Source organism: Pseudarthrobacter scleromae, assembly GCF_014644515.1.
GTDB classification, from domain to species: domain Bacteria; phylum Actinomycetota; class Actinomycetes; order Actinomycetales; family Micrococcaceae; genus Arthrobacter; species Arthrobacter scleromae.
Genome location: NZ_BMKV01000005.1, coordinates 59027 through 76734, shown reverse-complemented (window position 1 = coordinate 76734; position 17708 = coordinate 59027). Strand labels below are relative to the sequence as shown.

General features: G+C 66.3%; 16 protein-coding genes and 1 riboswitch. Of the genes, 7 read left to right on the top strand and 9 right to left on the bottom strand.

Annotation, left to right across the window (positions count from 1 at the left end; all coding sequences use genetic code 11):
- Positions 1 to 55: 55 nt before the first annotated feature.
- Together IEX33_RS13640 and IEX33_RS13635 are read right to left on the bottom strand one after the other, a co-directional pair.
- Positions 56 to 778: a Rid family hydrolase gene (locus tag IEX33_RS13640; RefSeq protein WP_229675384.1), complete on the bottom strand. Its 723-nt coding sequence runs from the start codon at positions 776 to 778 to the stop codon at positions 56 to 58.
- Positions 775 to 2379 carry a flavin monoamine oxidase family protein gene (locus IEX33_RS13635; RefSeq protein ID WP_188731036.1) on the bottom strand — a complete coding sequence of 535 codons (1605 nt, stop codon included), beginning with the start codon at positions 2377 to 2379 and terminating at the stop codon, positions 775 to 777. The genes IEX33_RS13640 and IEX33_RS13635 overlap by 4 nt, the downstream gene beginning before the upstream one ends.
- Before the next feature lie 152 nt (positions 2380 to 2531).
- Between IEX33_RS13635 and IEX33_RS13630 the strand changes: the two genes are divergently transcribed.
- Positions 2532 to 3122, top strand: a complete 591-nt coding sequence (locus IEX33_RS13630) for a GNAT family N-acetyltransferase (RefSeq protein WP_188731034.1) — start codon at positions 2532 to 2534, stop codon at positions 3120 to 3122.
- Positions 3123 to 3176: 54 nt separating this feature from the next.
- On the opposite strand, the gene opgC is transcribed toward IEX33_RS13630, so the two are convergent.
- The gene (opgC, locus tag IEX33_RS13625) at positions 3177 to 5567 is read right to left on the bottom strand and encodes an OpgC domain-containing protein (protein ID WP_188731699.1); all 2391 of its coding nucleotides are present in this window, start codon (positions 5565 to 5567) and stop codon (positions 3177 to 3179) included.
- Between the two features lie 333 nt (positions 5568 to 5900).
- Positions 5901 to 6014, top strand: a riboswitch (SAM riboswitch).
- Positions 6015 to 6027: 13 nt separating this feature from the next.
- On the opposite strand from opgC, the gene IEX33_RS13620 reads away from it, so the two are divergent.
- Genes IEX33_RS13620 through IEX33_RS13605 form a run of 4 tightly spaced genes read left to right on the top strand, consistent with a single transcriptional unit; the run spans position 6028 to position 8494 of the window.
- A complete protein-coding gene (locus tag IEX33_RS13620) occupies positions 6028 to 6306 on the top strand; it encodes a DUF1737 domain-containing protein (protein WP_104188547.1) in 279 nt (92 codons plus the stop codon).
- Entirely contained in the window at positions 6303 to 6713 is a 411-nt protein-coding gene (locus tag IEX33_RS13615; protein WP_188731033.1) for a rhodanese-like domain-containing protein, read from the top strand. Before IEX33_RS13620 ends, IEX33_RS13615 begins: the two co-directional genes overlap by 4 nt.
- On the top strand, positions 6714 to 7922 hold the full coding sequence (locus tag IEX33_RS13610; protein ID WP_188731031.1) for an O-succinylhomoserine sulfhydrylase: 1209 nt from the start codon (positions 6714 to 6716) through the stop codon (positions 7920 to 7922).
- Between the two features lie 20 nt (positions 7923 to 7942).
- Positions 7943 to 8494 carry a methyltransferase family protein gene (locus IEX33_RS13605; RefSeq protein WP_188731028.1) on the top strand — a complete coding sequence of 184 codons (552 nt, stop codon included), beginning with the start codon at positions 7943 to 7945 and terminating at the stop codon, positions 8492 to 8494.
- Here the strand turns inward: IEX33_RS13605 and IEX33_RS13600 are convergent.
- Positions 8484 to 8786, bottom strand: coding sequence for a DUF1905 domain-containing protein (locus IEX33_RS13600; protein WP_188731027.1), 303 nt, complete (start codon positions 8784 to 8786; stop codon positions 8484 to 8486). The genes IEX33_RS13605 and IEX33_RS13600 overlap by 11 nt on opposite strands.
- Positions 8787 to 8908: 122 nt before the next feature.
- Between IEX33_RS13600 and IEX33_RS13595 the strand changes: the two genes are divergently transcribed.
- Positions 8909 to 10669: a DUF222 domain-containing protein gene (locus IEX33_RS13595; RefSeq protein ID WP_188731025.1), complete on the top strand. Its 1761-nt coding sequence runs from the start codon at positions 8909 to 8911 to the stop codon at positions 10667 to 10669.
- A 144-nt stretch (positions 10670 to 10813) separates the two neighbouring features.
- On the opposite strand, the gene IEX33_RS13590 is transcribed toward IEX33_RS13595, so the two are convergent.
- A complete protein-coding gene (locus tag IEX33_RS13590; RefSeq protein WP_188731023.1) occupies positions 10814 to 12040 on the bottom strand; it encodes a glutamate--cysteine ligase 2 in 1227 nt (408 codons plus the stop codon).
- Positions 12041 to 12107: 67 nt separating this feature from the next.
- Positions 12108 to 13631 (bottom strand): UDP-N-acetylglucosamine 1-carboxyvinyltransferase, encoded by a 1524-nt coding sequence (locus tag IEX33_RS13585; protein WP_188731021.1) that lies wholly within the window; start codon positions 13629 to 13631, stop codon positions 12108 to 12110.
- 178 nt (positions 13632 to 13809) lie between these two features.
- Between IEX33_RS13585 and IEX33_RS13580 the strand changes: the two genes are divergently transcribed.
- Positions 13810 to 14703 (top strand): glycoside hydrolase family 25 domain-containing protein, encoded by an 894-nt coding sequence (locus tag IEX33_RS13580; protein WP_229675383.1) that lies wholly within the window; start codon positions 13810 to 13812, stop codon positions 14701 to 14703.
- Positions 14704 to 14716: 13 nt separating this feature from the next.
- On the opposite strand, the gene IEX33_RS13575 is transcribed toward IEX33_RS13580, so the two are convergent.
- The 3 genes from IEX33_RS13575 to IEX33_RS13565 are packed head-to-tail and all read right to left on the bottom strand — an operon-like array spanning position 14717 to position 17690.
- A complete protein-coding gene (locus IEX33_RS13575; protein ID WP_188731018.1) occupies positions 14717 to 15517 on the bottom strand; it encodes an energy-coupling factor transporter transmembrane component T family protein in 801 nt (266 codons plus the stop codon).
- A complete protein-coding gene (locus IEX33_RS13570) occupies positions 15514 to 17067 on the bottom strand; it encodes an ABC transporter ATP-binding protein (protein WP_188731016.1) in 1554 nt (517 codons plus the stop codon). The genes IEX33_RS13575 and IEX33_RS13570 overlap by 4 nt, the downstream gene beginning before the upstream one ends.
- Positions 17067 to 17690 (bottom strand): ECF transporter S component, encoded by a 624-nt coding sequence (locus IEX33_RS13565; protein WP_188731014.1) that lies wholly within the window; start codon positions 17688 to 17690, stop codon positions 17067 to 17069. Before IEX33_RS13565 ends, IEX33_RS13570 begins: the two co-directional genes overlap by 1 nt.
- Positions 17691 to 17708: the final 18 nt, after the last annotated feature.

The window sequence follows — 17708 nt, the reverse complement described above, 5'->3', positions numbered from 1 at the left end:
CGTGGACCACGTGCTTTCGGCACGGGGTCCACGCCGTTCCTGCATCCGCGGACTCCTACCTGCCGCCGGAAGCCGGGTAGGCCGCGTCCACCTCCACTTCCACCAGCCAGCCGTTGACCGGCAGGTTCTCAATTTCCAGGGCGAAGCGTGAAGGCCTTGCAGGGTTCACCACAAAGGGTTCTGCGGGTGCCGCGGAGCCCAGCGGAACCTTCACTGCAGAACCGTCGGCGAGGCTGGTGTTCGCAAAGTACTGCCGGTACGCCCGGTTCCAGCCGTCAAAGTCGGCCTTTTCCGTACCCGCAGGGTTCTGGAGGAAAACGCGCATGGTGATGACGTCGTCGTAATCCAATCCGGCCTGGGCCAGGTTCTCGCCGATCCGGCGGAGGGCGTTGATGCCCTGCGCTTCGGTGATGGTGACGCCGGGCGGAAGGACGCCTCCCGGGAAGACGCCCGGGTCCACGTAGCGCTGCTCGCTTCCGGCGGGCGCGGCTGTATTCAAGGCGGACGGCCCCAGTCCACTGCTCTTGTAGATGGCGGTGTTCGCACCGATGGCCACTCCGCTGGCGATCATTGGGTTGTCCTGGCCGGCTGGGAGGTTGGACACTGTGGTTCCGGGTTTTGGTGCGGTGAGGTCCTGGAACACTGCCGGCGCGGCGAAGGCGGCGGTTGCGGTGAGGCTTATGCCGGCGATACCGGCACCGATCAGGGCGAGTCTGCGGCGGAGCATGGTCTTCTTTTCTGTCGAGGTGCGGGGGCTGGCGGGGGTTGCGGCGCTCATCCGGCCACCATCGCCGCTGCCCGAGTGTGCAGGGAGGTGACGGCGGCGCGGGCGGAGGTCATGGCACCGTGCTGCCAGGCGATGGCGTGGCTGAGGTGGTCGCCGGCGAAGTAGATGTTGCCGGACGGCTCCAGCAGCTTGGCGTATCTGGCATCGGTCTGTGAGGGCCAGCCCACCCAGGCGCCCTCGGAGAAGGCGGTGCTGCCCCAGTCCACCGAGAACGACGCCGCAACGTCCTTCCGGTACACGTCACCATGGATCCGTGCACCCTGGTCGAGGGCGCGGCCCAGGCGCTTCTCCGGGCTGAGTTCCTTGTAGACGCGCGCGCTGGCACCTGTGTTGTAGTAGCCCACCATGGTGCCGCGCTGCCCATGGAACCCGGTGGACGGGTACCACATGTTGCCGAGGTCGATGTTGGTGTTGGTGATGCCGCCGTAGATCCGGTGGTCCTCTTCCCACCAGCGGCGGGAGTACTCGATGCCGATCTTGCCGGCGTCGCTGGGGCTGGCGAACTTCAGGGCATCGATGACGTCCGCGGGGAGGTTGCCCGGGACCTTGGCTGCGATATGCGGCGGAAGGGTGCAGACGGCAAAGTCTGCTTCGATCATCTTGGCCTGGCCGCCCGGGTTGGTGTACTCCACCGAAACGCCGGCGGCGGTGTTGTTCATGGAGAGAACCTGGGCGCCGTACACGAATTTGTCCTTGCCGATGGCGGCCTCGAACGCATACGGGATGCGGTCCATGCCGCCCACGGGCTGGAACATCATCATGGCCTGGTCCCAGCCGAATTCGAAGGAGAAGTAGTTGCCCACACCGCTGGCGAAAACATCGGACAGGGCATCCGGTGCCAGGGGCGTGCCGACTTCCAGGCCGGCCCCCGGGGCGACGGAGTACCCCTTACGGCCCGTGCCGGTGTACTTGAAGCTCGCCGCGGCATCTCCGGGCACCTTATTGCCAATGGCGCCGAAGTTCTTCAGGAAGGAAATCAGGTTCTCCTTGTCCGCTGCGCTCATGTAGCTGTCCAGGGCACCCTGGTCAGTGGCTTTGGCCAGCAGCTCGGAGACGTAGCCGTAGACGTCAGCCTTGGCAGCGCGGTGCCGGACGGGCGTGTTGGAGAGCTTGCTGCTGCCTTCGCGGAAAAGGTAGCCGTCCGCGTTCTGGTTGGTGAAGGGCTCGATGGCCACCCCGAGTTCCTTGCAGTAGTCCAGGGCGATGTGGTGCTGCGGGATGCGGCCCGGCCCCGCGTTCATGTACTGGTCCTTCGAGAACGTGGCCCGCTGGGTGATCCCGCGCATGTCCGTCTCTTCGGTCCCGCCGCGCACGGTCCAGTTGCGCCCGCCCGGACGCATCCGTGCCTCGAGGATCGTGACCTTGTAGCCGGCTTTGCCCAGTTCGTACGCCGTCGTCAGGCCTGCGATTCCCCCGCCCAGGATTGCCACGCTCTTGCCCTTGCCCTGCAGGTCGTCGGCACGGGGAGCGGCAAACGCAGGAGCTGCTGTATCAGGGGCAAGGCCCATGGCTGCCATCGTCTGGTACATCACCCCGGCTCCCCCCACCATTCCCACATAGCGGAGGAAGTTCCTGCGAGTAGCATCTGTCATGTTGTTCCCTTTCACCGGAGTGTTACATGGTGAGCGTAGGGATGAAATGTTTCGTCAAATGCTGTGACGGTATCGGTGTTGTGGCGTTTGCGTTTCGGTCACGTAAACCCTGCTCCCGCCCATGGAGCGCCCCCCTGAAAGGTGCCTGGTACATGACTGGCAGCAGTGCCTACCTGCGCGAACGGCTCCTCATCCGGTTGCTCGAGGACTCGGATGCGGCCGCCCTTGCCGGGGCCTTTCAGCGCAATCGGGAGCACCTGGCTCCTTGGGAGCCGAAACGCACTGACAGGTTCTTCACCAGCGGGCACCAGGCGGACATCATCCGCACCAAGCTCGCCCAGCACGCGTTGGGCACCGAAGTCCCTTGGGTCCTGGTCGAAGAAGAGGACGACGGCGGAGGCACAGTGTGCGCCGGCCACCGAGCCGGGCGCGTGGTTGGGGCGGTCACGCTGACGGGAATCGTGCACGGCCCCTTCCTCAGCGCCAACCTGGGCTACTGGGTGGATCACGAACTCACCGGGCAGGGGATCGGCACTGCCGCGGTTCGCCACGCAGCCAACTACGCCCGGACGTCGCTTGGGCTGCACCGTATCCAGGCGGCAACCCTGCTCCACAACACAGCATCGCGGCGGATCCTGCAGCGGGCGGGGTTCCGGGAGATCGGGGTTGCGCCGGAATACCTGAAGATCGCAGGGCAGTGGCAGGACCACCTGCTCCACCAGCTGATCTTGCCGCACCCCTGAGCCCTGCGCGTCGGCCTCCAGGCAAGAGCGCATGGGCTCCGCCGGGGCGCGTCCTCAGGTGGGGATGATCTTGAAGAGGAAGCGCGTCCGCACCATCAGCCAGAGGAGCCCCAGCACCACGGCGTAGGCCAGGGTGTTAATGAGGATGTTCTCTTGCTGGAGAGCCGGGATGTTGGCGATGACGGCGATGAGGACCACATGCATGATGAACACGTAGAGGGTGGCGCGCCCCACCGGGACCAGGAACCAGCCCAGGGCTCGCTGTACCGGTTTCCAGTAGGCGGTGAGGAAGGCATAGGCCGCCACCACCAGGACCAGGACGTTAAGCAGCCGGCCCGGGGCAAGGTAGGTGCGCCCGAAGAAGAGGTCGTACATGGCCCGGTAGGCGGTGTCCGGGATGATCGCCAGGCGGACGTCAAACCCGTTGGCGAGGTACGGGTTGCCCCAGGATACGAAGGCGAACGCGAAGGCCAGCGCAGTGCAGGCCACCACCACCCCGGTGTGCGATGAAAGCCAGGCCACGATGCTCCGCCGGTGGAACCCGGCCGCCAGGCCGATGACGAACAGCACCTGCCACACCAGCAAAGGGAAGGAATCCTCGAACTGCGACGGCAGGATCCTGAAGCGCGTCACCGTTCCCACCGCGTACACGGCCAGCGATGCCGCCAGCACCCAGACAGCCTTGCCGCGGTTGAGGGCGGCCAGGATCAGCGGGCTGGCCAGCAGCAGCACCACGTAGAGGCCCATCACGTTGAACTGCCAGGGCCCGAACTGGAGCAGCAGGATGGCGGGAAGCACCTGCGCCGGCACAGGGAACTGGAACAGTGTTTCCATGCCCGCGTAAAGATCGTAAGTGCGTCCGGCGCCTTCGTGCCCTGCCCCGCCGGTGCCCTGGTCCACGAAGGTTGTAAGCGCCTCGGTCCGGAAGAAAGGCAGCAGAGACAGGAGGAAGACGCCCACCAGCACCACCAGTGCCGTTACATAGAGCTTGCCTGCCCGGCGCGAGGTGAGGTCCACCACCGTTCCAAAATCGTCCTTCGCCCTGGGCCCGTACACCATGCCAACCACCAGGCCGGAGAACAGAACGAACAGCTCGGCACCCGAAACGAAGCCCACCGCTTCCTGGGTCAGGAGCTGGAACAGCGACACCATGCCCAGGTGGTTCACCACCACGAACACGATGGCCAGGCCACGGAGCAGGTCCACGCGTGAGTCCCTGCCGGACGGATCGCTGTAGCCCCACGCCGTGACCGCACTCAACCTGGCGGGGAGCTGCCACAGCGCCACCAGGAGGATGATGAGCGCGGCCCCAACGGTCCAGGCGGCAGCCCCCGAAAGCGTGTTGGACCTGACGAACCCGGGACCCGAGCTGACATCGGTAACGGGCCCCGTCTGCACAGGCGCCTCCTCAAGCCGGGTGTGGGCAGCGTCCGCAATACCGGCGTTTCCGGTGAGCCGCCAGTCGATGCTGGCCACCCCCGTGTCCCGTGTGCTGGTGCGTTCGTCCCAGAGCACTGCCCCGGTCAGTGCGAAGTCGGGTGATGCGGCAACGCCCAGGACCTGGTCCCACCAGCCGTTCTTGATCTCCGCTTCCGCGGCGCCTCCGGAGGACGGGCTGTAGAAGGCTGACGTCTGCAGCATGAAGGGCTTGTCCCGCCCCGCGGCATATGTCCCGTAGAAGTTCTCCCCGCCGGAGGCCGTCAGCATCTCCTGCAGCTCACCGGCTCGGGGCACGGTATTGACGGCGGAGCCCCCTGCGGTGTCATCGTGGTAGGCCGTCAGGCCCACCCAGTCCACGGCGTCGTCTCCCGGATAGTAGGGTTCGTAGGCTTTGTCGGAGCCATTCCAGGTGCCGTCGCCATTGGTATCCAACAGGGTAAAGCCTTCGCTGCCGGGCCCGGGCGCATTCCGGTTCCGGTCAAAGGGGTAGTCCTTGCCCAGGTACGGTTCCCACACCATGGCATGGCTGCCACTGGCGCCGGCATCCCGAAACGCGGCCGTCACCGCCCGGAATGCCTGCCGGTAGTCGCCCGGCTGCTGGCCCCATTCCACCCAGCTGGCATTCATGTCCGGAGCAAAGCGGATGAGCAGCTGGCCCTTGAAATTCCCCTGCATCCGGCGCACTTCCCCGGCAAAGGCTGCGGCAGCGTCAGCGGTGACCTGGTCCAGCGGGACAGCAGGCCTCACCGTCAGCATCGCATGGGCGCCCTGCCCGGCGGACTGCTCCAGGAACTCCCGGATATCGTCCTCCTCCGAGGCACGGAACGGGAAGGCGATGTCGTGTCCGAAGATTGCGGGGGATGCCCCGAGCCTTTCGGAGAAGCCGCCGGCGGTGTCCTCTCCCCATTCGAGGACTGCGCCCAGCAGCGGTTTGCCTTCCTCCGGGAAGTTTCGGGCGGCCTGCGCTGAGCCGGCGGGTACCACCACCGCCAGGACGGCCATCATCACGGCGGCGAGGAGCGAAGCCACTTTGTGGAGGTGCCGCAGCCGGCGGCTCCGGGCGGGACGTGTGGGCGCGGCGGCGGATGGCGTGCTGATGAAGACCCCCCAGGGACTGATTTCTCCAGTAACGGGGCGGCGGCCCCTGCAGAAACTTTATCGGCCTGACGCCGGCGGCAGGCACCTGGCGCCCGCGCACCCAAGGTGGTGTCGCCGTCGTACGTTCAAGAGCGGTGACGGACGTTTCTTTTGCGCCGCGGCCCGCCCTGCATCCTTCAGTTACGCAACATGACGACGACGGCGGTGCGGCGCCGGGCGGCAAGTGTTACGTTTTTGGGGAGTAATGAGTACCGGCGCCAAGCCCTGACTGGCCGGTCGGCAACCCTCCTTCCACGGCGGGGTGCCTCAGGTGAATACTCGGCATATCGACCATTCGAGCTGCAAGCGTGAGAGAAGGAGATCCGTCGTGTCTGACGCACCTGCCCCTGAAGAAAAGCTGTCCTACCGCCTCATCAGCGGCCCGGACAACCGTGAATTCTGCGAGCGGATCTCGGCCGCCCTGGCAGAGGGCTATGTGCTGCATGGCAGCCCGGCAGCGACCTTCAACGGCAGCAGCGTCATCGTGGCCCAGGCGGTGGTCCTTCCGGAGGCGATCGCTTCCGCGGATGCCGCAGTGGCGGACGCCGTGGACAGCCTTGAGTCCACGGGCGACGACCTTGAGTTCGACGGCGAGGGCCACGCATGAGCTACGCAGGGGACCTGACGCCGCAGGAGGCCTGGGACAAGCTGGAACAGGGTGCCATCCTGGTGGATGTACGCACCGAGGGCGAGTGGGCCCACATTGGTATTCCCGACACCAAGGCAACTGAGAACGATCCGTTGTTCATCCAGTGGACCTTCCCCGGCGGCATCCCCAACCCTGACTTCATCAACGACCTCAACCAGCAGGCGCCCGAAGACCGTTCAACCGAACTGGTGTTCCTGTGCCGCTCCGGCCAGCGGTCCATCGCGGCAGCCAGAGCGGCCACCCAGGCCGGCTTCACCTCCTACAACGTGCTGGAGGGCTTTGAAGGCGACCCGGACCGCTTCGGCGAACGCACCGTCAACGGCTGGAAGAACCGCGGCCTGCCAACCAACCTGGGAAAGATCTAAGTGACCTTCAACGAAGACGCCGCCGGCTGGAGCCCCGATACCCAGGCCGTGCGCGGCGGGCTGGACCGCACCAACTTCCAGGAAACCAGCGAAGCCATCTTCCTGAACTCGGGCTTTGTCTACGAATCCGCGGCTGCCGCCGAGCGTGCCTTCACGGGCGAGGACGAGCGCTTTGTCTACTCCCGTTACGGCAACCCCTCCGTGGCCACGTTCCAGGAGCGTCTCCGCCTGCTGGAAGGAACCGAGGCGTGCTTTGCGACGGCGTCCGGGATGTCCGCCGTGTTCACCGCCCTGGGTGCCCTGCTGGCAGCCGGCGACCGCGTGGTTGCCGCCCGCTCGCTGTTCGGATCCTGCTTTGTGATCCTCAACGAGATCCTGCCGCGGTGGGGCGTGGAAACCGTCTTCGTGGACGGGCCTGACCTGGAGCAGTGGCGCGAGGCCCTGTCCAAGCCCACCACCGCCGTCTTCTTTGAATCGCCGTCCAACCCGATGCAGGAGATCGTGGACATCGCCGCGGTCAGCGAACTGGCGCACGCGGCCGGGGCGACCGTCGTCGTCGACAATGTCTTTGCCACTCCCCTGCTGCAACGCTGCGGGCAGCTTGGCGCGGACGTCATTGTGTACTCCGGCACCAAGCACATCGACGGCCAGGGCAGGGTGCTCGGCGGCGCCATCCTGGGCACCAAGGAGTTCATCGACGGACCGGTGAAGCAGCTGATGCGCCACACCGGACCGGCGTTGTCCGCGTTCAATGCCTGGGTCCTGACCAAGGGCCTTGAGACCATGTCGCTCAGGGTCAACCATTCCTCGGCCACCGCCCTGCGGCTCGCGGAATGGCTGGAGGAGCAGCCCGCCGTCAGCTGGGTGAAGTACCCGCTCCTGAAGTCGCACCCGCAATACGAGCTGGCCGCGAAGCAGATGGGCGCCGGAGGCACCGTCCTCACCCTCGAGCTTGCGCCATCCAGGGGCCGTTCCGGGAAGGAAGCAGCGTTCGCGCTGCTGGACGGGCTGCGGATCATCGACATCTCCAACAACCTGGGCGACGCCAAGTCCCTCATCACCCACCCGGCCACCACCACGCACCGCGCCATGGGGGGCGAGGGCAGGGCGGCGATCGGCCTGAGCGACGGCGTGGTGCGGCTTTCCGTCGGCCTGGAAGACGTGGACGACCTGATCGGCGACCTGGAGCAGGCGCTCAAGCAGATCTAGCACTCCGGACGGTGGTGGGCATGCCTGGAACGGTCGCTGCTCCCGGCTGGCAGCTGCTGCTGTCCAACATCCCCCTGCCTGAGCAGAACCTGCTGGGCATCGCCGCCGGCGCGGCCCTTCAGCGCCTGGTTCCTATCCGGCTTTCGCGGGTAACCGGCCGCCGGCAGAGGCTTCTGCGGATAACGGGCGGCGCATCGCTCGCCGCCGGTGGCGTCCTCGTCGCCTGGTCATGGTGGGCAGCCCGCCGCACTTTCCTCGCCCGACCGGCTGAGCTGGTGACGTCCGGCCCGTACTCATTCTCGCGCAACCCTATGTATGTGGGCTGGACGCTGCTGCATCTGGGCACTGGGCTGGTGCGGCACAACGCATGGACCCTGGCCGCACTTCCGGTGGCGGCCGCTGCCGTCCATCGCCAGGTTTTGCGGGAGGAGGCCAGCCTCGCCGCTTCCTTCGGTGGGGCGTTCGCTGAGTACCGGCGGGCGGTGCCGCGCTATGTGGGAAGAGGCTGTGTGGGCAGGCATTCTGTGGGAAGGGGCTGTGTGGGCAGGAATTCTGTGGGCTTCAGGCGCTGATAACGGAGAGGCGGACTTCCACGGCGTCGCCTTCACTGATCCGGGACTTGGCCCTGACGGCCTTCTTGACCGGCAGGAGGTACGTCCCCTTGTGGGCATCCGGGAACAGTGAAGTCTGCCAGGTGTGACCGGAAATTTCCGCTGTCACCCGGATTGAGCCGAATGCTTTTTTGTGCCCTGCGTTTCGTGCTTGGATATCGTCCGCCACGTCCGGCGGCAGGGTAAGGAAATGCCAGCCGGCCTCGCCCGGGTACAGCCACAGTTCGGCTGTAAAGGAGTACGACGACGTCACGCGCCGAGTATGGCACGCCTGCGGTGGTGCCGCCAGGGATGTGGATATTTAGCAGTCCACTAGTTATCCATAGCCCCTGCTGCACGGCTCTTTTTGTCAGACCCCCGCAGGATGATGTCTGTATGGAAAGCAATCCGGTGGTGGTGGAGGCGGAGGCAGCGGTTGACGCTTCTGTGGCTGCCTATACGGCCGTGCTCGCGGGCGGCGGTGCGGCTGTTTCCGGCCCGCCCGGTTCTGGCGCTGCTGTTGCCGGGTCGCCTGGTTCTGGAACTGCTGTTCCCGGGTCGCCTGCTTCCGGTCTTGCTGGCGGGGTTGATGATGATCCGTTGCAGCGGGTTGCTGATGGGGCTTTGGATGTCCTTGCCGGGGTGGCCCGGTCGGAGGCGAAGCTGGCGGCGGTGAAGGCGCAGGCGGTTCAGGTGTTGGCTGCCGCCACGAGTGTGCTGAACGGTCCGCCGTCCTCCCCGCAGGAGGCCACAGCCAAGGGCCGGAGCCTAGTGGCCGAGGTCAGCTGTGCACTGGCCATCGGTGACCGCGCCGCCGGCGCCTTGTTGGCCGAGTCCCACGCCCTGACCACGGCCCTGCCCCGGACCCTTGCCGCGTTGGGGTCCGGGACGATTTCCTGGGCCCATGCCCGGGAAATGGTGAACCAGACCGTGGGCCTTGACCGGGCCGGGGCCGCCGCTTTGGAGGAGTATTTCCTCGATCCGGATACACCGAGACCTGACGGTGCGGCGACGATCGGGGAGATGCCCGCGTACCGGTTCAAGGCCAAAGCCAGGACCTGGCGGGAACGCCACCATCCCGAATCGCTGGAGAAACGCCACGCCAAGGGGGTGGCGGACCGGCGGGTCGAATACGCACCTGACCAGGACGGGATGGCCTGGCTCTCGGCCTACCTCCCCGCCCACCAGGCCATGGCAGGCTGGAACCGGCTCAACGCCCTCGCCCGCGCCGCACAAGGACCCCACGAGGCCCGCACCCTCACCCAGATCCGGGCCGATACCTTCGCCGAAGCCATCCTCACCAGCGGCACCGGACACACAGACTCCACCCACGGGAGAGCCGACAGTCCCTGCGTCCCTGCAGACACCAGCGCCGGTGCAGGTGCCGGAACGGATCCCGCCGGGCTGTCGTCGCCGATCCGGGCGCAAGTTCTCGTCACCGTGCCGGTCGTCACCCTCATGGGCCTGACCGACGAGCCCGCAATGCTCGACGGATACGGACCCATCCCAGCCTCCATGGCGAGGGACCTGGTCGCCAACGGCGCCGACGCGTTCCACCGCGTCCTGATCGATCCGCGGGACGGCGCCCCGCTGGAAATCGGCCGGACCAGCTACCGGGTCACCAAAGCCATGCGGAACTGGCTCCGGCTGCGCGACGGCACCTGCCCCTTCCCCGGCTGCAGCAACCCGTCTTTGGACAACGAGGCAGACCACCTCCTCGCATGGCACAACGGCGGAACCACCGGAATCAGCAACCTCGGACAACCCTGCCCCAAACACCACAAACTCCGGCACACCACCGGCTGGACACCAACACCAGCCACCAAAAACCAACCACCCGGCTGGACCTCACCCACCGGACGCCACTACAAAAGCGAACACCAGGACTGGCAACCACCCCACTGGCCAGACTGGGTTACTGAAACGTGGAGTGCGGCAACGAAACCGGAAGGACAACCGATTTTGGCGCTCGAAGGCATGCCTCTCCAGGGCTTTGTTGAGCACTTTGGGATGCCCCAGGACCTGGACCTGCCCGATGACTTCGATCCGCCAGACGTGGACGTGCCGGAAGACCCCGGACCCACCGAGGATGAACTCCCCAAGGACCCGTTCCCTGAGTGGCACCTACTGCTGGAAGCGTCCCTTTCTGTCCTTTAGGAGAGAGCAAACATCGCCTCTTTAGGACAGAGCAGGATCGCCGGATACCGCGGTCTGCCCAGCGCCACCGAACACCAAAATTGACGAGGTTCCCGAAGCGTATGACTTGCCGTACGCGCAGGATCCTCGTCTACCCAGGACTGCCTATGACTGCCGGACGCGCAGCAGGTCCGGGGCCGCTTCCACTTCCGAGAGGTCCATGGCACCACGCATGGTGATATTCACCGCGTGGTTAACCACGGCGCCCAGGCCGAGGTCCTCGGGCGGGGAACCTTCCATGGCCTTGTCGCGGACCCGGCGCTGCTCAGCTGCCCCGGTGCCGCGGGCGATGATGTCCTCCACCCCCTGCCGCACGATGGCGAGCTCCCCCTGTTCGTCCAAAACCGGCGCCAGGTAGTCCACCAGCGAACGCACCACATCCGCGGCCCGGGCCGGCCGGAAGGTGCCGAAATCCAACAGCTCCCCACTAAGCCCGCTGCTGCTCGCCTGCCATGCAGCCATGCGCAACAGCACAGTGGGCACCGGCGCAGGGTCCACCCCGTCCCGCCACTCCCGGCTGGCCGACTCCACCAGTGCACGCACCAGGAGTGCGATGAGCGCGGCATCCTCGGCACGGAGGCAGACATCGGCCACCCGAACTTCCACAGTGGGATGGTTCCGCGAAAGCCTGGCGTCGAAGTAGAGCATCCCCTCGTCCAGCATCACTCCGCTGTCCAGCAACCGCGTGACCACCCGCCGGTACGCGGGGTAGGTCCCGTAGATCCCCGCGGGTCCTGAGGTGGGCCAGCGGTTCCAGGCTTGGGTCCGGTAACTCTCGAAGCCGGTCGGCACACCGTTCCAGAACGGGGAGTTCGCGCTCAACGCGGTAAGCACGGCAAGCTTGTCCCGGATCCGGTCCAGGACCGCCACGCCTTCCTCCGGCGATTCGATATAGGTGTGCACATGGAAGCCGCACGTGAGCTGCTCCTGCGCCGTGAGGCCGAAGCGTTCCAGCATCCGGGCATACCGGGGGTCCGGCGTCGTATGGCTGGTGGAGGCCAAGGGCGAGGTGGCCAGCGCCGCCACCCTGGCGCCGTTCTTTTGGGCAGCCCGGTCAGCAAGCGTCCGGCCGGCACGGATCTGGTCCAGAAGGACGCCGTACTCCAGGCAGGGCCGCGTCTGGGTCTCGATCTGCTCAAGCTTAAGCTCGGCACTCAAGCCCATCTCGTCGTCGTCGTAAACGGTCTTGTCTTCGGTTTCCAGCGAGCGGGCATCGGGTGCATCATCGGCCGCCATCCTGTGCCCGGACAACAGGGCATCGGCCAGCGCAAGCGGCTCCCCCGTTGTGGGGTCAACAATCAGGAGCTCTTCCTCGACGCCGAATGTACGCATACTGTCATTCTGCGGCAGGCAGGAAGATTTTGGAGGGGCTCCGCCATTCATGACGAACCGTGAATGGTCAGTCCTGGAAGTACTCCACCTTCGCGCCGATGGCGTTCAACCGCTCCGCCAGGTCCTCGTAGCCGCGCTCAATGACGTAGATGTTCCGCAGCTCTGACACTCCCCGTGCGGCAAGCATCGCCAGCAGCAGGCAGGCCGCAGGGCGCAGTGCAGGCGGGCAACCCACCTCCGCGGCACGCCATTTCGTGGGCCCGTTGACATAGATCCGGTGCGGATCCAGCAGTTGCACCTGGGCGCCCAGCCGGTTGAGTTCCGTCAGGTAGATCGCCCGGTTTTCGTAGACCCAGTCGTGGATCATGGTCTGGCCCTGGGCATTCGCGGCAATGACGGCGAAGAAGGGCAGGTTGTCTATATTGAGCCCCGGAAACGGCATGGGATGGATCTTGTCCTCCGGAGCATGCAGCTCCGAAGGCTTGGTGGTGACGTCCACCAGGCGCGTCCGGCCGTTCCGGGCCATGTACTCGCCCGAGATCTCCAGCTGCTGGCCCATCTGGCCCAGCGTTGCCAGCTCAATTTCCATAAACTCGATGGGCACGCGCCGGATGGTCACCTCGGAGTTGGTGACAATGCCCGCGGTGATCAGGCTCATCGCCTCGATGGGGTCCTCCGACGGGAAGTACTCGATGTCGGCGTCGATGGACAGGCGCCCCGTGATCTTCAGGGTGGTGGTGCCTACGCCCTCGATCTCCACGCCCAGCATCTGCAGGTAGAAGCAAAGATCCTGCACCATGTAGTTGGGACTGGCGTTCCGGATCACGGTTGTGCCCTTGCGGTGGGCGGCTGCCATGATGGCGTTCTCGGTGACAGTATCGCCGCGTTCGGTGAGGACGAACGAGCGGTCCCGGGTGTCCGCGGGCGGGGCCTGGACGCTGTAGAAACCTGCGGTGGCCTCCACGGAGAGTCCGAATTGGCGGAGTGCCTGCATATGCGGTTCAACCGTGCGGGTCCCGAGGTCGCAGCCGCCGGCATAGGGGAGCCGGTATTGTGCCGATTCGTCCAGCAGGGGTCCCAGAAGCATGATGACGCTCCGCGTGCGGCGTGCGGCGTCAACGTCCATGGCGTCCAGGTCCAGCACAGCCGGACGCCGAAGCTGCAGATCGGTGTCGTTAAGCCAGGTGCACTCCACGCCGATGCTGGTCAGGACTTCAACAATCCGGTTTACCTCTTCGATGCGCGCCAGGCGGCGAAGGATAGTAGTCCCCCGGTTGATCAGGCTGGCACAGAGCAGTGCCACTCCGGCGTTCTTGCTGCTGTTGACGTCCACAGAACCCGAAAGGGTGTGTCCGCCCTCAACCCGCAGGTGCGTCATCTGCGGCTTGCCCACGTTCACGATGCTCCTGCCAAAGATCGCTTCAAGGCGCTGGATCATTCTGAGGCTCAGGTTTTGCTTGCCCTGCTCCATCCGGGCAACGGCGCTTTGGCTCGTACCCAGCTCGGAAGCCAGCTGGCCCTGGGTCCAGCCCTTCTCACTGCGGGCGTCCCTCAACATGGCGGCAACGTGTTCGGCGGTTTCCTGCGTCATAATCAAATTTATATCACAGATGAGCTATTCGACAGTGGCCGACCTCCCTAGCGGGCCGATATAACGATTCGTTACCCATCCCATGCGATATAACCGGTAATCGAGGCACCTTGACCTCTTCGTGCCAACGGCGGGACACTGGATGAGGACCTCTTCGTCCAGCGGCAACGGAGGCAGCATGCGCCGCATACCAGCCAGCGAGGCGCCGCCAAGCACCACAAAGCGGGGCAGGGCGCAGTCACACCGGGTACTGCCCGCCGGAAACCCACGGGCCGTGCCGGGAATGTTCGGCCTGCTTCTTGCCGCGCTGCTCCTGGTCACCGGCGCCCCCGCCTACGCCGTTCCCTCACCCGGGGAGGGGCAGCAGTCATTTCTGGGTAACGACATCTCGTGGCCGCAGTGCAACGGAGATTTTCCCTCGGAACAGGCGTTTGCCATTGTGGGCGTCAACAATGGCCTGGCCAACACCACGAATCCCTGCCTGTCCGAGCAGCTCAGGTGGGCGGAAGATTCCGCTGGCCATCCCGGCCAGCCCACAGTCTCCCTGTACGTCAACACCGCCAATCCCGGCGCCGCCGGCTCCTGGTGGCCGGAAAACGACGAGTACCCGCCCGGCAAGGAAGTCCACAACCCTTACGGCCCCTGCAAGGCCGGGGACTACGGCAAGGCCTGCGCTTATATGTACGGCTTCGCCAAGGCGTACGACGACGCGTACTTCCGCGGGATCAGCAACCCCTCCTCGTACTTCTGGTGGCTGGACGTTGAGACGGAGAACAGCTGGTCCCGCACCGACAAGGATGCCAACCGGACCGTCCTCGAAGGCATGACTGATTTCTTCCACAGCATCGGAGCCGAGGTGGGGATCTACTCTACCGGCCAGCAGTGGGACCGGATTGTCGGAAGAGTCAGCAGCTCGAGCAACCTTTATTCGCTTCCCAGCTGGCTGGCCGGGTCCCTCAACGCCTCCGGGGCGGCGAGCTCCTGTTCACAGGAGCCGCTGACGGGCGGCGGCAGGGTGGTGCTGGCCCAGTTCGTGTCCAAGGGTTTCGACTACAACTATGCCTGCCCCTAGGCCGGCCCAGGTATCAGCTTCCCAGCCACACCATGTTCCATGTCCCCAAGGACACTGCTGCAACCACCGCTGTTCCCGCCATCACGACGCCCCCGGCAAGCACCCAGGCATCCAGCGCGCTGAAGGTGGATTCGCGCGCCCACGTCCGGCGTCCGCCGCCGAAACCGCGCGCTTCCATGGTCACTGCCAGCCGTGACGCCCGGCGGATTGCCTGCACCAGGAGCCCGAAGCTCTGCCCCAGCGTCGCTTTCAACCGCTGCACGGCGTTGCCGCGCGAACCCACGCCCCGGGCCCTGCGCGCCATGCCGATGGTCTGCCACTCTTCCGCCATCAGGCCCACCAGCCTCATGGCGGCAAGGGTCCCCAGCACAAAGCGGTGCGGCAGGCGGGCCTTCTGTGCCAGGGCATCGGCCAGGTCCGTGGGGTCGGTGCAGCTCATGAGCAGCACCGCCGGAAGGGCGATGGCCAGCCCGCGCAGCATGAAGCCGATCCCCAGTTCCAGCGAGCCTTCGCTCATGGTCCAGATGCCGACGTCGATCAGCGTCCTTCCGCTGTCCGGAGCCAGGATTGAGGTACTCCAGCCCCCCACGGCCGCTGCGAGGATCAGCGGCCAGCCGCGTTGCCACAGCAGCGTCAGCGTCAGGCCTGCGAGCGGGAACAGCAGGAATTCGAAGGCCAGCGCCACCGACGCGGAAACCCAGTCGATCGAAAGCGCCAGCACTGCCGTGATGAGGAAGACGGCGGCGAACTTGCTCAGGGGATTGGCGCGGGTCAGCAGGGCCTGGTTGCCCCGCAGGTTCAGTTCCTGCCTCATGGCGCCACCGGTTCCCCGGCAGCCATCCGCAGCTCGGTTCCACCCAGCGCGGCGGTGAACTCGGCGTCGTGCGTCACGGACACCACGGCGGTGCCGCCATCCAGGAGCTCGGACAGGAACGAGGCCAGCTCCGCCCAGGTGTTGGCGTCCTGGCCGAACGTCGGCTCGTCCAGCACGAGCACGCGGGGATGTGCCGCCAGGACCGTGGCCACGGAGAGGCGCCGCTTCTCGCCGCCGGACAGCGTATAGGGGTTCGCGTCCACGAGGTGGGTCAGCCGCAACCGCTCCAGCAGCTCGTCCACGCGCTCCTCACCGTGCCCCAGGTGCCGCGGACCGAACAGGAGTTCGTCCAGCACCTTCCCGGTGACGAACTGGTGCTCTGGCTCCTGGAACACGGTGCCAATCCGCTCGATGAGCTGCTCGGCTTTCCACTTATAAGGGTCTATCCCGGCGCCACGGCTGAGGTCCAGGGTGGCGGACACCTTTCCAGCCACGGGCTCCAGGAGTCCCGCAAGGGTCAGCGCAAACGTTGACTTGCCCGCGCCGTTGGCGCCTGTGATGGCCAGCGCCTGCCCTGCCCGGACCTGCGCGGAAATATCGTGCTGGACGGGCGCTGGGGGCACCTTCCGAAAGCCGCTGCGGCGCGGACGTTCCCGGGAAACCGCAAGGTGTTCGGCCGCCAGCAGGAGGCCGCCGGAGCCGGCAGCCGGGTTGCCCGACCTTGCACGCGTCTCAGGAACATACCCGGGCACCCACACACCGGCCGCCGCCAGCATGGTCCGCGCGTCCGCGAGCACCCGGTCCGGAGGACCGTCAAGCAGCACGGCATCATCAGTGGCGCTGCCCGGCTGCAGCACCACGATTCGGTCCACCAGGTCCTTCCACACGGACACCCGGTGCTCCACCACAACCAGCGTGGCACCGGTTTTGTCCAGGCAGCGGCCCACGGCGTCGCGGACTTCCAGCACACCGGCAGGGTCCAGGTTCGCCGTGGGCTCGTCGAGCAGAATCAGGCCAGGCCGCATGGCGAGGATTCCTGCCAGCGCCAAGCGCTGTTTTTGCCCGCCGGACAGGGCCGACGTCGGGTGGTCCAGCGGCAGGTGGGAAAGTCCGACGTCGTCCAGCGCCTCGTGCATGCGGGCCCAGATGGCTTCGCGGGGCACGGCGAGGTTCTCGGCGCCGAAGGCGACGTCGTCGCCAACGCGGGAGAGGACAACCTGCGTCTCCGGGTCCTGCTGCATCAGTCCGGCCCGGCCGCGCTGCTCGCGGGGCACGGCACCGTCAACCAGCAGCGAACCCGTCTCGTCGGACTCGCTGGCGTCGCCGCCGTCGTCTATGTCCCCCAGTACCCCTGCCAGGGCATGCAGGAGCGTGGACTTGCCCGCGCCGGATGGCCCCAGGAGGAGCACGCGCTCCCCCGGGCGGATCTCCAGGTCGAGGCCACGGACGGCCGGCTTGGCGCGCCCCGCATGGCGCCAGCCCCAGCCGCGGGCTGTGACGGCAGCCGGACGCACCGCGACGGATGCCTCGTGCCGCGAAGGGGCGCCCATCAGGAGAAGACGGGCTCCGTTGCCGCCTTGCGTGATGCAAAGGAGCTCAGGACCCCTGTCCTGGCCAGGCCGCGGGTGGCCATCCAGGACAGTGCTCCGGCGATGATGGCGCCGGAGATGGCGGTGAAGATGATGTAGGCCAGCTTGTCGCCGGCGGCGTAGGCGATGTTCCAGCCCCACGGCGCGAAGGAGTCGTTCAGGCCGCAGAAAAGGCCGGCGGCGGCGCCGGCAAGCAGTGCCACGGGCAGGTTGAACTTCCGGTACACGAAGATGGCGAAGATGATCTCGGCACCCAGGCCCTGGACGAATCCTGAGAACAGAACGGACGCCCCGTACTGGGAGCCCATGAACAGTTCACCTGTGGCGGCCACCGTCTCGCAGAAGAGCGCGGCGCCTGGCTTGCGGATGATGAGCATGCCCAGGACGGCCGGGATCATCCAGCCGCCGGCGATCAGGCCGGTCAGGGGCGGGTAGACGGCGTTCATGGGTCCCGAGACTGCGGCCGCCCCCTGGGACCAGGCCCAAAAAATGACGCCGCCGGCAACGGCAATAAGGGCCGCCACCACGATGTCCACGACGCGCCAGGACTTGCGGGCGGGCTTCTTGACTGCTGTTGTTGCCATGTGATCCTCCTGAGGAAC

Coding starts and splice junctions, on each gene's coding strand:
- IEX33_RS13605 (WP_188731028.1), top strand. CDS start 7,943: ATGCCTGGAACGGTCGCTGCTCCCGGCTGGCAGCTGCTGCTGTCCAAC.
- IEX33_RS13570 (WP_188731016.1), bottom strand. CDS start 17,067: ATGGGCGCCCCTTCGCGGCACGAGGCATCCGTCGCGGTGCGTCCGGCT.
- IEX33_RS13640 (WP_229675384.1), bottom strand. CDS start 778: ATGAGCGCCGCAACCCCCGCCAGCCCCCGCACCTCGACAGAAAAGAAG.
- IEX33_RS13595 (WP_188731025.1), top strand. CDS start 8,909: ATGGAAAGCAATCCGGTGGTGGTGGAGGCGGAGGCAGCGGTTGACGCT.
- IEX33_RS13630 (WP_188731034.1), top strand. CDS start 2,532: ATGACTGGCAGCAGTGCCTACCTGCGCGAACGGCTCCTCATCCGGTTG.
- IEX33_RS13575 (WP_188731018.1), bottom strand. CDS start 15,517: ATGAGGCAGGAACTGAACCTGCGGGGCAACCAGGCCCTGCTGACCCGC.
- IEX33_RS13565 (WP_188731014.1), bottom strand. CDS start 17,690: ATGGCAACAACAGCAGTCAAGAAGCCCGCCCGCAAGTCCTGGCGCGTC.
- IEX33_RS13615 (WP_188731033.1), top strand. CDS start 6,303: ATGAGCTACGCAGGGGACCTGACGCCGCAGGAGGCCTGGGACAAGCTG.
- opgC (WP_188731699.1), bottom strand. CDS start 5,567: ATGATGGCCGTCCTGGCGGTGGTGGTACCCGCCGGCTCAGCGCAGGCC.
- IEX33_RS13635 (WP_188731036.1), bottom strand. CDS start 2,379: ATGACAGATGCTACTCGCAGGAACTTCCTCCGCTATGTGGGAATGGTG.
- IEX33_RS13585 (WP_188731021.1), bottom strand. CDS start 13,631: ATGACGCAGGAAACCGCCGAACACGTTGCCGCCATGTTGAGGGACGCC.
- IEX33_RS13590 (WP_188731023.1), bottom strand. CDS start 12,040: ATGCGTACATTCGGCGTCGAGGAAGAGCTCCTGATTGTTGACCCCACA.
- IEX33_RS13580 (WP_229675383.1), top strand. CDS start 13,810: ATGCGCCGCATACCAGCCAGCGAGGCGCCGCCAAGCACCACAAAGCGG.